Below are 15,184 nucleotides of genomic sequence, written 5' to 3'. Positions count from 1 at the left end.
TTTTAGCCTCGTCCTAATATATACCTTGTCTTTTCAATTATTTTCGATGTTTTTCCATTATATATAAATGCAGATAAATATGCAAGTACTTTTATCTATTTGCACTATTACTCTAAATGAGCGGGCCATGTATGCCAGTCATATGGATCATACTTGTTGATATCTACATAATAATCACCCTTCATTAACTCTTCGATCGTATTATATTCATTCAAAGCGAACTTACATGATGCAGAAGTTAATGTACTATAAGTTGGTTTATGCCAACCCGTAGGATCAAACTTAAATTCTGAACTGTCCGATGCATACCCCTGAACCTCACATTCTACAAACTTACCCTGCCCCATAAAAATCAGTGTCACCATATGTCCACTTGCATTATGCGGCTTTTTACTTGCAGCAGAATAATACCGGCTATAATCATTATAAAGACCATTTTCCCCATCATATGAACAGAATAATATTATATAGGGATAACCAAGTTCTGTCATGGCATTTGCTACCGTCGCCGCACCCCAGCATGTATACTCTGAATAACTATGACTACTGATCCAATAATTAAGTGCTGTATATGTTTCATAATCTGTCATATCGGGTGCGCATTGGGCAACATCTTTTAAAATACCTTTCAAACGCACCTCTCTATCATAGTTATACACAGGCTCTAAAAACGGATCATATTCCCAATATTTTTTACGGTTATATTCTACAGAATTTGAAAATCCATTCGACACCAATGTTACAACCTTCGTATCACCAAAATACACATCTACCGATTGTTTTTTATCCAGCAGACAGCTTACATTTACAAGTATATACCCAATATATCCTTGCTTATAAAGCGTCTGCTGCATTTTGTCTCCCACCGGCATTTCATCATAATATACCACCGATATGTTTGTCGCTACCTGGACATTTTTTCTGTCTGGGATATATTGTGTATTTGAAAAACTGTTAAATCCACATTTTCCATTATACTCTGTATGAATTACAACATCATTTTTCAACTTCTGTTTAATAAAGATCGGAAAATAGCACTGTGCAAAATCCTTTGAAGTCCTGTTTGCTTCATCATTATAATTCGCATAACTTGTATATTGAAAGAAAGGAAACTCATCCGTTTTGTAAGCAAGATCTATTCCGTTTACTGTTTTAGTCGTCATATGATAATCAGGTAGCGGTATCTTTTTCGTTACTTTTGACCACTTGGAATAATATGTTTTTCCGCCTATTTTTTTATAGGTGCGTACGCGAAATGTATATGTTATTTCATATTCACTAACATATAGATAGAAGCCGCCATAATAAGTTTCTATCTTTCTTTTCGTAACCTTATCCCCTATGGTTCCATTGTTTCTTACCTCAAGCTCATATCCATCCATTTTCATAGTAGCATTATTCATATCCCAATTGAAATATAACTTATCACCGTAAGTATCGTTTCTGTAAAATGTGCTTTTTAAGCCTTTTATAGTGGGAAGTGCTACACTATATTCTATCGTCTTACTTCCTTTTATTTTTTTACCTTTATATTTGCCTTTTAAGGTTACTTTGATTTTATATTTACCCGGTTTGACCGGATTTTAAGGATATGTAATCTTATAATTCTTCGGTTTTAATTTCTTCCCCTTATACTTTACTGTAACTTTAGGTTTAATTTTCTTTCCTGTATAAGCATAAGTTTTTTTACTCGTAGTTACCGTCCATTTCGAAGTTGTTTCTTTGGCATATGCTTCTATATCTACCCCTTGAAACGCAAATATACCAAATACCAATAAAATAACTAAGCCTGTTAAAAGTCCTCTTTTTCCTCTCATATAATGTTTCTCCTCCCAGGGTATTACCTATATTCTTCTATTAGTTCAATGGCTTCTTTGATCATGCCGTCACAGTGCGGTTTCTTCTGACCACCCGCCTGTGCATTTGCCCTTAACAGATCAAAGCAATTAATCATACCATTATGATTCTCTTTCATTTTTCTCTGGAACTCTCCTACAATATGCGGATCTGAAATTCCCAATGCACCAAGCACCATCAGCGCACCTGTCACAGCTCCACATGTACTGCCTGACTTCATTCCTCCGCCAAAATTTGTACCAAGTGCCTTCATCTGGCTCTCCGACAAACCAAGCTCATCTGCATAGGTCATCATTATCGTTTCCGCGCAGTTCGGGCACATCGCATTACTTCTTAACTGCATTGCTTTTTCTACGTGTTTATCCATAAAAAACCTCCTGTTTATCATTTGTATATCTGGATATAAAAATACCCATTTGCCATTGTTTTTAATGAGCAGCATACTTTTCGGTAAAAATTATCTGCTGAATTAAAAATATCATTGTAAAATTATTATACAAGATACAAATACCATCGCAAATACTTTTTCATCATTTTCAGAAACTATACAATCTGCATCCATATCGCAGGTAATGATCTGCTCCTCAAAATCTGAAAAAATCTTTTTCACTTCACCATTTGCTCATTTCTTCTGCAAATACTTTTCTATCAATTTCGGCTGTATCGAAGGATACGTCTGGTCCTATGTCAAGATTTAGTACAAATTAAAATGAGAAACTTTTCCCATTTTAACCCGCCAGAAGCTCAGCCTCAGTGTGTGTTCTTTCATACAATCGTTGCATGACTGTGACGAATACAATGAACTGTAATTTTCTTTACTCCCGACATCTTTATTCCACGCTCCATTTCGTACTCAAAGAAGCTCTTTGTCCGTCCAGCAAAAAGACGTGTTCCCGGTCTCACATGATACAATGTCGCAATATATTCCTTAAGTTCCTCCTGCAATTCCTTATGTATCGTAATCACACGAACCGAGCTTTCCGTCTTTGGTGCCGTAATCAGATCCTCTCCATCAAGCCTCGTCAAAGATTCGTCAACAGTTATGGTTCCCTGCTCAAAATCAATATCTTTCACTTGTAACGCCAGCAATTCTCCTATCCGCATACCTGTCCAAAATAAAATCTGAAAGGCAATCCATGAATCTTGCTTATCCATAATCGCATCTGAAAACTTCTGAAACTCCTCCAGCGTCCAATACGGTCTTTCATCCGCTTTACTCTTTCCCATACTTCCGGCTTTACGACAGGGATTGGAACGCAAATCATAGAAATTTACTGCATAATTCAAAATCGCACTAAGCTGATTATGTATTGTTTTCAGATATGTGGTCTTAAAACCTTTTTCCATCATTTCTCCCTGCCATTTGCGTATCATGGAAGCTGTGATTTCATTAATTGGCGTCTTTCCGAAATATGGTAGCACCTTGTCATTCATTACATACTCTTTTTGCTTCATTGTAGTTTTTCGTAAGCACTTTTCCATATCCGCCTTATAAATCTCCCAAAAGTCCACCAGTGTCATCGTCGGATCAGATGATTGCTGCAACATGAAATGTGCGTACCATTCTTCTGCTTCTTTCTTGGTCTTAAAACCTCTTTTTTGTGATTTCTTTTTGGTTCCCGTCCAATCTGTCCAACGATATTGTATCCGCCACGTACCATTGGGGATCTTTCTTTGCATTGCAGCTCATGCACTTACCTCCTTTGCTCCTCCGTACCATTTTCCCTTAAAATACTCCACCGGAATTTTCCCGGCGATTGTGAGAAATCCTTTACTTGCCAAATCCTTATTCATTTCTCTAAGGATTTTGTAGGCTTTCCCCATACTCACACCAAGCATCTTTGCAATGTTCTCCGCACTGTAATAGATTTTTTCGTTCATATTGGTTCCTCCTATTCTTGTATTTGCTTCTGCACAGTATCATTTTGTTGCGCTTTTATAATATCGTAACTTTTGTTTCGCATCAATATCTTTTTGCTTTATTTTTTTGTTCTTGTGTGTTATCCTATATATGATGTTAAACAGTTTCACAAAAATATAGCTTTAGAGCAGGAGGCATGTTGTTATGACCACCGGGGAAAACATAAGACATATTCGGCAAGAACGTAATCTTACTCAAAGACAATTAGGAGAAATGGTTGGAGCAAGTGAAGCCTACATTCGTGCCTATGAAAGAGGCAGAAGAAATCCCAAGCCATCATCCCTTGAAAAAATAGCAGACGCTTTATCTGTCAATCCCGAAGTGCTGGCAAATTCTAATTTTGATGGTATAAAAGCCATACACAGACTTTTTCAGATATTCCGGCAATACGCCGGACATCTCTTTGAATACCAGGATAAAGATGGAAATGATATGGTTGGAATCAGCTTTGGAACATTATCTTTGATGCGATCATGGTTAGACCGATATGAAGAATATATGGAAGAAGTTGAGAAATGTAATGAAATAAAAGATGTTAAGAAGCGTGGGGAAGCTCTGCTGAAAGCGGAGGCAGACTTTAACCTCTGGATGGATATTTATCCGGAATCGGAACCATGGCAGGAACGGCTTAAGATTCAGAAGGCACATGATGAGGTTATGGATAAGATGGGATTGAATCCGAATATTAGCAAAAACTAAACAACTTCTTACCGAAACGCTATACCCCAAGTATATTGTGCAGATATATTTTATTTGCACATAAAATATAAGTTTTATCTTTATATGGAGGAAATAATATTATGGAACAATCGTTATACTCAATTGCTAGTGATTATAGTTTTTTGGATCCCACCATGGCTGTAGTTCTAGTTCCTATTAAAGATTTCAATATAAGTGAAAAATATGTCATAAATGGTAACATAAATATCTATCCCAAACATACTTTGGATACTTCTGTTATTCAAGGTTCTAGATATGACTTTTCTTTTCAAGAAATAAAAGACAATTTTTATGATGCAGCTATAATTACATTTCCAATAGTTGCACCTCAAATGATTATTACTGGAAGCCTTTTTCCAAGTGTTAAAGATGAACTCATGAAAAAGGCTCTAAACCAAGCAGAAGAAATTATAAATGTATTTAGATATATTTATTCAAATTTCGATAAAGTTTCCAATTTACCACAACGTGCAGGATACATAAAAGGAAATCTATGTGGTTTTTTGTTATTTTCTATTGCAATGCAAGCTGCTACTTTTATTTCTGGGAAAAACTATGTAACCAGCCAAACACTCGGCAATTCATTAAATGTTAATGTTTCTCTTATGAAGCCATCAATAGATTATATATTTTCATCTTTATATAAAAACAATACCATTATATCCAATATAATAAAGCACGCATTTAGACTATATTCCGATATTCTATATTTACCTACAGCTACCAATAAATTTATGCAAGCAATGACTCTCATAGATTATTTAGGTAATCCATTTGAATATCAAAAAATGCAAAAAAACAAAGCACAAATTGCCCCTTATTCCGCAGACAGCTTTTCACAATACAATTTCATCTGCGAACGTTTTAAATACTTGACGTCAAAAAAAGACGAACATGGAAAGGAAATTGGTTTACGAACAAATATTATACATAATGGTCAAAGTCTTGAATCACTAATCTTCGAAAGTTATAAAATTGATTTGGTTTTAAGAGAGCTTCAACTTTATATCTGCAACTTTATTAATGGAATTTTAGATTATTGCCCTCAGAATGATTGGTCATATATAGAAACAAAAATTGATGAAAAACGAAATTCCGTTCAAGCAATACCTACTGGCTATTCAGGAAAATATGAATGCGATTCTGTAATTATAATTGACTTTAATTTTCTAAACCAAGCAATAAAAGAAGTATATCAGCTCTATCCACAATACATTGATCGAAAATTTGAATTACCTAAATTCCTACAGCTCATATTAGTTCAATGTGATATACATAGACCAGATTATCAAATACCAGTGAATTTCATTTTCTCAAAGGACGATCCCATTTATAATGCAAATACCACTTTTTTATTATCTAAGTATGACGGATTAGGTTTTCAATGTCCCAATGGTGAATTATGCATTTATTCAAAAAAGGTTGATGAAGACTATGATAATTTTCTTACCTCCATCTTTAAACATGTTATTTCAGAAAAAAATTATTTTTACAATGATGGAACTAAATATACAAATATTGTATTAATATCAGATTATAATAAGATTCCTGATGAACATTTTATAGCCGCAAACGATTCTTGTAAAACACTTACACTTGGAAGACTTGATAATAAAAGGACACGATGTTATGATAGCTGTCTATACTTTGACATTACATACCTTATTATGACAACATTAGGCATTGAACTATACGAAGACTGTACCCCTAACTTTATTTTTAATACCCCACGTTATACGGACGCTTGATAAAGCTATACATTTATCAAAATAAAATTTTGTACACAAATCGTACCCAATACCATCTAAAAAATCCCTACAAAGCCCATAAATACAGGCTTTGTAGGGATTTAACCCTTTATTCAAACTCCTCTTTGCAAAGTTGCTGTGTAGTGTTTTTCATTGGTTTTAGTGGCAGAAGCAAAGGAGTTTTGTTTTGATTCTACCTGTTATGTGGATTTTTGAAAGATTGTATTGTCATTTTGTTGTCACATAATACCGCTGATTAATTCATAATACTTTATAATGCTAGTTCTCAATTCAATACATTTTTCATCTGACAAAACCAAATACTCGTCATTATTTAGCTTTTTAAATTGATACTGCCCGACATCATTTTTTTCTTCACGAACATGTGCAAAGATATTCCTATCTGAAAGCAGTTCTATAAAATCTTTTATAATATTATATGTATCATCTTTACCATTAAGTGCCTCATAGGTTTTAAGTAAAACTCGAAAGTTTTTATTTGAATCCGTAATTGCTACATTTTCTACCAAGTTTGAAACATCATATTTATTATATTTTTCTTTAACCTCACACCACTGCAATTTCCCTTTATGAAAATCAGTCCCAAAAAATTCTTTAATTTTATCTGAATTTCCACTATATGAATTAAAATAAAGCTTTGTACAATCATTCAGCAATTTTTCAGTTTGTTGCGGACCGATTTTCATAAGTAGCGAATGAATTTTATCTTTAACTATATTATCTAATTCCGCTATACATCCTAATACTAATCCCCTAGAAGCCAGAGGTGTATTAGAACGCTTTATCATTTTATCAATTAATTGTTTAATTCTATCTTTTATTTCATTCTTATTTTCATCTCTTATAGCAAAAAATACACCTTCATATTCTCCCTTTGAACGGCTTTCAATTATCGCTTTAGAATCCGATGAATAGAACAGAATATCCGTAAAGTAATTTTCTCTAATCTTAGATATAAATTCCGGTCCTTTATCTTCGTTTCCAAATTTGAGATCTACCAAGAAAAGATCAACATCTTCTAATGAGTTTTCTTCCAATTCATCTATTTCCTCATATCTATCATGTTCTAATAAATATCCCTGATCTTTAAGTGTAGCTTCTATCTCTTCAATATAATCTTCATACAAATCTGGATCATCGTCAATTACAATGACCTTATATGTCAAATCTCGTAGCATATTCTTTTCCTCATTTCTTTTGTTTATTAAATTTTAACACTACCGAAATCCCTTTATCTTCATTCGGTACTATCTCTATTTCTCCTTTTAAATCATTCATATATTTTTTTGCATAAAATAATCCCAATCCTGAACCATTAGTTGTGGTAACGCCAAATTCGAATAGGCTACCAATGTCATCTATGGACTTATCAATGCCGTCTCCATTATCAATAAACTTAATTATGTGATATTCCTTTGTTTTGTCATCAACAACTATTCTAAGTTTGGTTGCATTGGCTTTTATTGCATTTCCAACAATATTGTCCATCATCATAATAAACGATAAAGGCTTTAATTTTATTGTATACTCAGAATCCGCATCAACATTGCATTCAATATCTATATCACTTTTATCATAAATACATGAAAGAACATCATTTGCATATTCACTTATAAATAAATTTAATTGAACCTGCTTTGAAGCATCATTATTATCTACAATCATCCCCGCTTTTGAAATAATTTTGGACACGGATAAAATTCTCTGATTCGACATTACTGCCTTTTCCAATTTCTTCATTCCTTTATCCGAATGCTGAACCACTTCACTCAAATCATCCAAATTCTCTTTTACTCGATTTGACATATTATATATACTGTGTATAGAATTCATAATATTTTTGTCCTCAACACCACTTACATTCAGTATATATCGGGCTCTTTGCCGTTCTTTTTCCGCTCTTTCTTCTGCCTTTTTTTGCTTTTCTTCTGCTTCTTTCTTGTTTTGTTCAGCCTCTTTCTGTTTTTGTTCTGCTTCCCTTGCTTGTTCTTCTGCCTTTTTACGAGCTTCTTCCTCCTTTTTACGTTTTTCTTCTTCTTGTTTCTTTAAATATTTTTCGTATTCTTCGTTTTCGCTTCTAATTTTTTGACCTATTTCAGTTCTCGCTTTAAACATTGCATTTACTATAGGATCCAAAATAGATATCAATAACTCTACACGCTCATCATCCAGAAAATCTTGACGACTTGATGTTGCAATATCTGGCAAATCATCATCATCTAATATATTAAATGTAATATCGCCCTCAACATAATTAGCTGATACCTGGGTACTTGGATGCATTTCAAAAAAGTCAGCCACTGCCAACTTATTTCGCACATAAATTCTTAATCTATTTGGTTGATATATATCATTTCTTATAAACTTCTCATCCAAAGCATTCTTAGATTCTATTGTAGCGTGCACTCCAATCCAGCCAGTCAACTCGTACTCTTTCTCAATTAAATCTCCACTTTCAGTTTTAAAGTATTTTTTCCCTCTATGCTTAAAATCATCTCCCTGCCAAATTATAGTTTCTCTTTTCTTATTTGCAATATGCGGATACTTTGATAGCCATGAAAAGGCTATTTTTTCATTGAGTTTTTTATATTGACATTTAGTTGTATTATCATATATTGCATAAAAGTTCTTAAAAGCAACAAACTTATCCACTTTTTCAAATGTTATTTTTTCACTTTTATTAGTCTTCACAGCTACATATATGCTTGACGATAACTCATCAACCAAATAGAAATCTGCAAATACTCTTTTTAAAGCCTCTATTCTTTTTGTACCATTTCTCCTCAAGTCTACATTATTCAACACAATTGCTGTTCCATGATTATTCTTTTCCCATATACTATTATTCACTAAACAAATCTTTTCAGCAACTCGATCAAGTTTAGGAAAATCTGAATCGTTATATGCTGATAGGTTTATTTCCCATTGATCCACCTTTTCAACAGCTTCCTTTTTTGTCAGAATATAATAATTATTTGATAAATACAATGCTGCTAATTTGCCAATTCCTTTTCTTCCCATTACATTCTTTTTTTCATCTTCAAGCAAATCAGCATCATTTCTTTTATTTCTTCCAATCCACACATATTTCCGAGCTAAATCTGCGTAGTCCATTCCGATTCCATCATCTATGATTTCTATAATTGAATGCTCCTTATCAGACATATCAATGTACACATACACATTTTTTGCCTTTGCATCCAAACCATTTGCAACTAATTCCGATATAGCATTAGCTGCATTGTTGTACAAATTTTTACCCAAAAGCTTTAATGCTGCATATGAGAAATTAAAATAAATAGCATCACTCGTATTTCTATTATTAATTTCATTCTTTTCTATGTCTGTAACCATATACTCTATCCTTTCAACAATTTTTCTATCTGCCTTGCTAACTTTATAGCCATTAGTGGTGGCACTGCATTTCCAATCTGTGTAGTGACACTACCAACTCCTCCCCTAAACTCAAACCAATCTGGAAACGATTGTATTCTCGCTCCCTCCCTTGGAGTTAATGCTCTATTCTGAGAATAATGAATACACCTTAATCCCGAAGGTGCTGTCATATTATTGGTTATTGTTGGTGCCGGAATATTTTCAATCAATCTACCATATGTATTTTTATATCCCGATGTCAATCGATATTTTTTATCAATCAATCCTGCATCAACCAATTTGTTAAAGTCCTCCTTTCCCTCACCTTGCTTAACATTTTTTATTACTGTCCTTATTTTATCTCCATATATGCCACAATAATGCTCTGTTAATACATTATTAGTTCCCCTCATCAACCTTTGATAATCATTTTGAGGTTGAGAGTTATATTGAATAATATTTTCATTTTCTAAAACAGCTGGTAAATCCGATATTGCCTCTTTGATAGAAAGTTTACTTTCCTTAATTTTCGTTGGATAACTCCATTCTATATCCAAATCTTTTCTTATTCCAACAACGAAAACTCTCTCTCTATTTTCAGGCACACCGTAATCAACTGTATTTAGCACCTCACAACTAATATTGTATCCCAAATCATCAGTAATAAACGCAAACTTTTCTTTTATAATATCAATTATTTTTCTACCATATCTTTCAACAACAGGATATTTTCTTTCACTTCCGGTTTCTTTATTCTTTTTCACCTCATATACTATATTCCCATCACTGTCTGTCTTATAGAATGTTTCTCTCATAGAAAGCATCCCTTTGACATTCTCAAAAAGAAAAATCTTAGGCTTTGCAATACTCAAAATCCTTAAATATTCTTCATACAATGTAGCTTTTTCATCGAACATCCGTTGTCCTACTGTACTAAATGATTGACAAGGAGGTCCTCCAATAATTAAATCTACTGGCTCATCTCCTATTAATTTTTCAATTCTGTCTTTATCTAACAGCTTTATGTCTTCGTTTAACATTTTTATATCTGGAAAATTAGCTTCAAATGCTTCTGCTGCAAATGAGTCTATCTCGTTTGCAAAAACAAAAGAATTTTTTCTGTTTCTTACAAATCTATTCTGTTTTATTCTATAGTAGAATCCGAAGGTTAACCCTCCTGCTCCCGAAAATAAATCTATAATTCTCATAAATCCTCCTGCTTTTGCCACTTACCACTTATTTCCAAGTCATGCCATCATTCTTTTCTCTGTTTCTTGAACAATCACACACTTTGTATCTTCTTTTTCTTGTTCCAATTGTTTCTTTGCAAACTCTGCAATCGGTTCCGCAACAGCCAATGCCAAACGTACTGGCACCGCATTTCCTATCTGTTTATAAACCAAATCCAACTTTGCATTATCGTTTCTACTGTTTGTACCTCTACTAAATTTATACCAATCCGGAAATGTCTGGATTCTTGCAATTTCCTTCACAGATAGGCGCCTATTGTTTTCTTCACCATCGCTAAAGATATACTTATCCTTACCTACATGTACCATAGGCTCTCCTGCAGGATGGATAGGTGCCTGTCTACCGGATGCCTGAATCGTAAAACTTGGCTGTGACCAAAGTTTTTTTCGATTACGTGACATAAAAATAGTTGAGTAAGAACCCGTAAAATATTCCCCAGGATCATTCTCCAAATCACCAATTGCTTCACGCAGAGTAACTACTTCTTTCAACCCATCTACACTATATCCATGTGTTGCTTGAGGATGTACATATTCGAAATCAATATCATTTCTTACTCCTACCAAAATTACTCGTTCTCTTATCTGTGGAACACCATATTCCGCCGAATTAAGCAACTTATGATAAATTGTATATCCTGCTGCTGCAAAGTCCTGAACAATCTGCTTGAAAACCTCACCCTTTCCAAGAGTCATCATGCCTTTTACATTTTCTGCTACAAAAATCTTAGGTTTACTCTGTATCAAACAACGGATAAAATGCAAGTATAAAAAGTTCCTCTTATCATCAACCAATCTCGGTCCAGCCTCTGAAAAGCCCGGGCAAGGGAAGCCGCCTAATACAATATCTGCCTTTGGAAACTCCTTTATTTTTCTTATGTCACTCTTGTCCATGTATATATATTTACCTGCATTCTGTGCATAGGTTTCTCTTGCTTCATCAAATATATCGTTTACATAAATCGTATTGAATACATTATTATTGATATTTTTATCAAAGACCTTTTTGTCAGCAAATGCTGCTTCCATGACTTCTTCGCCCATAACTGCTTTTAAGCCTGCTAATTCAAAACCCAAATCCAGCCCACCGCATCCCGAAAATAGTGACAGCAGATTCCACTTGTTTGGATCATAGTTGAGCTTATCAAACTCAATCTCTTCACTACAATCTGCAAATGCCTGTCTTTCTTCTTCAATTTTTCTATTCAGAAGTTCTTTTACTTCATCAACTTTATAATCCGGAGCGGGTTTAAATTTACCACGCCCTCTTTCTTCTAAAATAACAGCCATGTTATCACCTCTATACTATTTTATCAGTTCCTGAATTATCCTCATCAATATCATCTGTTGTTCTGATATTTAATTTACGCATATAATGAATAAGTCTTTCAGCCACCTCATCACCTTTTACTATCAAAGGCTTGTCAAAAACAAGCTCGGGAACTAATCTGTTATCAATTGCGTCCCAATTTACTTGAACTGATAATGGTCTATTTCCATCCCATTTTTCTGCAAAAGTTCTATAATTTAAAGCCTTACATGCAAAATAAATATCAGGATGCATCATTACATATTCTCTTATTGGAATCATTTTATCTATTACATCTTGCGCAGAATGCACATTCTCATCCATCAATATGTAATTAGCAACACCGCTATTTCTTATTATTTGCCCACAAACACTGGCATTTCTCTTATCTGGCGAAAGATTATTTCCTGCATAAACATCTACTACCTGTTCATCCGTAAGTAACATTTTTCCTGATAAATCTCCACCACTTTTATTAAGCAATTCAAATTTCCACCCAAGGGTAATTGAGCCTTTTTCAGTTCTTCTAAATCCATTTTTATAGATTAACATTCGTTCATAAAATTTATCCTGAATGGCTGTAGTAGATTGCTCAATAATGTCTATCCAATCTTCACCAAATAATTGTTCTGCGCGTTCTGCACTCATCTTATTTTCAATAAAATCAGCATTTTCTTTCTTATAAGAAATTTTAATTTCAATATCACCCTCATCTGATTCTGCCAAAATATAAATGTCTGTTTTAGGTTCTCCTTTACGACATGTTGGTTTCCCAGATAAAACTACTGCATATTCTTTTCCTTCAAAGACAAACTCTGTCCCTTCTGACATAAATCCTAATATTCGTCTTTCTGCCTCACCAAAATCACCCATGTCATACCTCCTAATATTTTTTTCTGCAAATCTCATCTTTTCCAATATTCACAAATGAATTAATGTGCAATTCCCCAATGTCAGTTGCATTTTTCTTTATAAAATCAAACAATTCTGGATAATTATCCAAATAATAATACATTTGAGGACATACAAAATTGGGATTAAACTTGCGAAGTGTTTCTAATTCTATTTCCTTTGTCATCTGAAAAGACAATACCGGCATTGCGTAAGTATGTCTTGTAAGAAAACCATCTATTCTTTCACACACTCCTTTATCCGACTTGTATTGTTCTCTCCATGTGTTAATATCAATTCTCTTACCTAAATGAATCCTTCCAACTATCATTTTCGCAGGAGAACTAACATACATATATGCCATTATTTCTTCATTTGGAAATGTTCTTCTATACTCAAATAGCTTGCTACCATCCATAATTTTATTGTACCATTCTGGCTTGAAGCTCAATAACATTGTTCGCATAATAACTAACTTCCTTAATAAGTAATTAGAAAATTGTCTATCTAACAGCATTATACATATCATATATGTTCAATAATCTGGACTCATATTTCCAATATTACTTAAAAATAGCATTCCCATTCATCGAAATAAAGACAAAATCCCAAGGTAATTTTACCACAATTCTCATGAATTCTCCACATTAATTTCCTTTCTTTTTTGTGAATTTTTCACATCACCTTCCTCTCCCCACATCCTTGATCTTCTCTCCGATCCACTCCATAAACTTCTCCAGCAGATTAATCCCACCAATCACAAACTGTTTCATAAACTCATATGCCTTTTCCAGCTTGTCCTTTAGGCTACGATTCTCCTCCCGCAATATCTGGTTCTGATACCTCAGCTCTATCACCTGTTCCTTCAGATAATCATCTCCATCGACCGCACCAAGCAGTTCCTTCTTAAGCCTTTCCGCCTCTTCCAGTTCAAATTCAGCCCGTTCAGTCTGTAATTTTGCAGTATCCGAAATCATCATCCACTTGTCAGCCTCTTTTTTCGCCACCTCAATTTCCTTCTGTTTATCTGTGAGCTTATCTACATTCTCATAATATTCCAGCCTTAATTCCGAATTCTTTAAGCGTAAATCCGTTGTTTCCAACTGCAATTTCTTTCTCCAGAAACTCAATCCGTTCCTCTTTTAATTCCAGTACAACTTGTGCCCCCTCTATCTCCTCTTCAAGTTCAGCCACTTCTTTTGCCCGTTCCTGCTTCTTATAATCCAGTACGGATAAATGCTTATTGTGTGTATCTTTCTTTTTCCAGTCAATTCCGTACCGGCTCATAATAAGGGCAATATCATCTTTCTCTGCCTCTGCCCACTGCTTCCATTCGGTATTGCCTTTTCCTTCACTTACAAATCCTCTTGTCGCTAATGCAGCCTTAAGACTTGTCTTTGTCTCCAATCCTCTCTTACAGCCTGATACCCACGGGATAAAATTCAGATGCAAATGTGGTGTTTCCTCATCCAAATGAATATAGGCACCAATCACATAAAGCTGTGGATTTCGAAGTTGGAACTTTTTCACATAATCCTTCAGCACCCATGTTGCACCCTCTGCAGAATAACTACCTACTCCGGTATCATCCTTGTTGCCTATCTGAACGATAACCTCATAAAATAATTTTTCCTGCTTGCTTCTTGAAATCTTATCATAATAACTTTTAATCTGCCTATCCTTGCGTTTCTGCTTTGCATTATATTCCTTAAGTGCCTCGTCAAACAATTTGTGATATGCCTGCTTAATATCCTCATGGATAAGAGTGATATTATTCTTGGTACGGCTGGCATCTACATTGTCAGCTATAAATCTTCTCGTGTTGTGCCCGATGGAACCTTCCCCATTCATAAAACTGATAGTTCTTTCCATAGTCAAAATCCTCCTCTTTTGGTATGTATATATGCACCTCCTTCTTATCCGTAATGAGTGCCGGATACGGCACGAAACAGCAGATTTCCCTGGGAAGGTTTTGTTACTTTTGTCAAAAGTAACGCAAAAGCACTTTTGACAGCTTAGCTATCAAAAATGCAGACCCGCAAGCGGGTTTTGCGCTCCTCGCCGGAGTGGCTATACGGCTCTGCGATCCGGA

The 15,184-nt window shown here is 34.4% G+C and carries 15 protein-coding genes; 2 read left to right on the top strand and 13 right to left on the bottom strand.

Annotated elements, in window-relative coordinates; translation table 11 throughout:
• Positions 1–107: 107 nt before the first annotated feature.
• The 5 genes from DXB77_RS01430 to DXB77_RS01410 form a co-directional block, all read right to left on the bottom strand.
• Positions 108–1,388: a hypothetical protein gene (locus DXB77_RS01430; protein ID WP_118662509.1), complete on the bottom strand. Its 1,281-nt coding sequence runs from the start codon at positions 1,386–1,388 to the stop codon at positions 108–110.
• A gap of 195 nt (positions 1,389–1,583) precedes the next feature.
• Positions 1,584–1,817, bottom strand: coding sequence for a hypothetical protein (locus DXB77_RS01425; RefSeq protein ID WP_118662508.1), 234 nt, complete (start codon positions 1,815–1,817; stop codon positions 1,584–1,586).
• A 23-nt stretch (positions 1,818–1,840) separates the two neighbouring features.
• Complete coding sequence (locus DXB77_RS01420; RefSeq protein ID WP_118662507.1) at positions 1,841–2,224, bottom strand: C-GCAxxG-C-C family protein; 384 nt, start codon at positions 2,222–2,224, stop codon at positions 1,841–1,843.
• Positions 2,225–2,622: 398 nt separating this feature from the next.
• On the bottom strand, positions 2,623–3,537 hold the full coding sequence (locus DXB77_RS01415; RefSeq protein ID WP_118662506.1) for a site-specific integrase: 915 nt from the start codon (positions 3,535–3,537) through the stop codon (positions 2,623–2,625).
• Between the two features lie 6 nt (positions 3,538–3,543).
• Positions 3,544–3,738, bottom strand: a complete 195-nt coding sequence (locus DXB77_RS01410) for an ICEBs1 excisionase (RefSeq protein ID WP_118662505.1) — start codon at positions 3,736–3,738, stop codon at positions 3,544–3,546.
• 184 nt (positions 3,739–3,922) lie between these two features.
• Here DXB77_RS01410 and DXB77_RS01405 point away from each other — a divergent pair, with 184 nt between their 5' ends.
• Both DXB77_RS01405 and DXB77_RS01400 read left to right on the top strand, forming a co-directional pair.
• The gene (locus DXB77_RS01405) at positions 3,923–4,477 is read left to right on the top strand and encodes a helix-turn-helix transcriptional regulator (RefSeq protein WP_118662504.1); all 555 of its coding nucleotides are present in this window, start codon (positions 3,923–3,925) and stop codon (positions 4,475–4,477) included.
• A 101-nt stretch (positions 4,478–4,578) separates the two neighbouring features.
• A complete protein-coding gene (locus DXB77_RS01400; protein WP_118662503.1) occupies positions 4,579–6,246 on the top strand; it encodes a hypothetical protein in 1,668 nt (555 codons plus the stop codon).
• A 239-nt stretch (positions 6,247–6,485) separates the two neighbouring features.
• Here the strand turns inward: DXB77_RS01400 and DXB77_RS01395 are convergent, their stop codons facing one another.
• The 8 genes from DXB77_RS01395 to DXB77_RS01360 form a co-directional block, all read right to left on the bottom strand.
• Positions 6,486–7,445 (bottom strand): hypothetical protein, encoded by a 960-nt coding sequence (locus tag DXB77_RS01395; RefSeq protein ID WP_118662502.1) that lies wholly within the window; start codon positions 7,443–7,445, stop codon positions 6,486–6,488.
• A gap of 10 nt (positions 7,446–7,455) precedes the next feature.
• Positions 7,456–9,621 carry an ATP-binding protein gene (locus DXB77_RS01390; RefSeq protein ID WP_118662501.1) on the bottom strand — a complete coding sequence of 722 codons (2,166 nt, stop codon included), beginning with the start codon at positions 9,619–9,621 and terminating at the stop codon, positions 7,456–7,458.
• 5 nt (positions 9,622–9,626) lie between these two features.
• Entirely contained in the window at positions 9,627–10,850 is a 1,224-nt protein-coding gene (gene dcm / locus DXB77_RS01385; RefSeq protein WP_118662500.1) for a DNA (cytosine-5-)-methyltransferase, read from the bottom strand.
• Positions 10,851–10,889: 39 nt separating this feature from the next.
• Positions 10,890–12,182, bottom strand: a complete 1,293-nt coding sequence (locus DXB77_RS01380) for a DNA cytosine methyltransferase (RefSeq protein WP_118662499.1) — start codon at positions 12,180–12,182, stop codon at positions 10,890–10,892.
• Between the two features lie 10 nt (positions 12,183–12,192).
• Positions 12,193–13,074: a hypothetical protein gene (locus tag DXB77_RS01375; protein ID WP_118662498.1), complete on the bottom strand. Its 882-nt coding sequence runs from the start codon at positions 13,072–13,074 to the stop codon at positions 12,193–12,195.
• Between the two features lie 10 nt (positions 13,075–13,084).
• Positions 13,085–13,558, bottom strand: coding sequence for a hypothetical protein (locus tag DXB77_RS01370; RefSeq protein ID WP_118662497.1), 474 nt, complete (start codon positions 13,556–13,558; stop codon positions 13,085–13,087).
• Positions 13,559–13,772: 214 nt separating this feature from the next.
• Complete coding sequence (locus DXB77_RS01365; protein WP_147353795.1) at positions 13,773–14,201, bottom strand: hypothetical protein; 429 nt, start codon at positions 14,199–14,201, stop codon at positions 13,773–13,775.
• Positions 14,140–14,964, bottom strand: a complete 825-nt coding sequence (locus DXB77_RS01360; RefSeq protein ID WP_243100123.1) for a plasmid recombination protein — start codon at positions 14,962–14,964, stop codon at positions 14,140–14,142. Before DXB77_RS01360 ends, DXB77_RS01365 begins: the two co-directional genes overlap by 62 nt.
• Positions 14,965–15,184 lie beyond the last annotated feature (220 nt).

It is taken from the genome of Clostridium sp. OM05-9 (assembly GCF_003481465.1).
Taxonomy (GTDB): Bacteria; Bacillota; Clostridia; order Lachnospirales; family Lachnospiraceae; genus Coprococcus; species Coprococcus ammoniilyticus.
This window is presented reverse-complemented; position numbering and strand designations above follow the sequence as displayed.

Coding starts and splice junctions, on each gene's coding strand:
- DXB77_RS01430 (WP_118662509.1), bottom strand. CDS start 1,388: ATGAAAATGGATGGATATGAGCTTGAGGTAAGAAACAATGGAACCATA.
- DXB77_RS01425 (WP_118662508.1), bottom strand. CDS start 1,817: ATGAGAGGAAAAAGAGGACTTTTAACAGGCTTAGTTATTTTATTGGTA.
- DXB77_RS01420 (WP_118662507.1), bottom strand. CDS start 2,224: ATGGATAAACACGTAGAAAAAGCAATGCAGTTAAGAAGTAATGCGATG.
- DXB77_RS01415 (WP_118662506.1), bottom strand. CDS start 3,537: ATGCAAAGAAAGATCCCCAATGGTACGTGGCGGATACAATATCGTTGG.
- DXB77_RS01410 (WP_118662505.1), bottom strand. CDS start 3,738: ATGAACGAAAAAATCTATTACAGTGCGGAGAACATTGCAAAGATGCTT.
- DXB77_RS01405 (WP_118662504.1), top strand. CDS start 3,923: ATGACCACCGGGGAAAACATAAGACATATTCGGCAAGAACGTAATCTT.
- DXB77_RS01400 (WP_118662503.1), top strand. CDS start 4,579: ATGGAACAATCGTTATACTCAATTGCTAGTGATTATAGTTTTTTGGAT.
- DXB77_RS01395 (WP_118662502.1), bottom strand. CDS start 7,445: ATGCTACGAGATTTGACATATAAGGTCATTGTAATTGACGATGATCCA.
- DXB77_RS01390 (WP_118662501.1), bottom strand. CDS start 9,621: ATGGTTACAGACATAGAAAAGAATGAAATTAATAATAGAAATACGAGT.
- dcm (WP_118662500.1), bottom strand. CDS start 10,850: ATGAGAATTATAGATTTATTTTCGGGAGCAGGAGGGTTAACCTTCGGA.
- DXB77_RS01380 (WP_118662499.1), bottom strand. CDS start 12,182: ATGGCTGTTATTTTAGAAGAAAGAGGGCGTGGTAAATTTAAACCCGCT.
- DXB77_RS01375 (WP_118662498.1), bottom strand. CDS start 13,074: ATGGGTGATTTTGGTGAGGCAGAAAGACGAATATTAGGATTTATGTCA.
- DXB77_RS01370 (WP_118662497.1), bottom strand. CDS start 13,558: ATGCGAACAATGTTATTGAGCTTCAAGCCAGAATGGTACAATAAAATT.
- DXB77_RS01360 (WP_243100123.1), bottom strand. CDS start 14,964: ATGGAAAGAACTATCAGTTTTATGAATGGGGAAGGTTCCATCGGGCAC.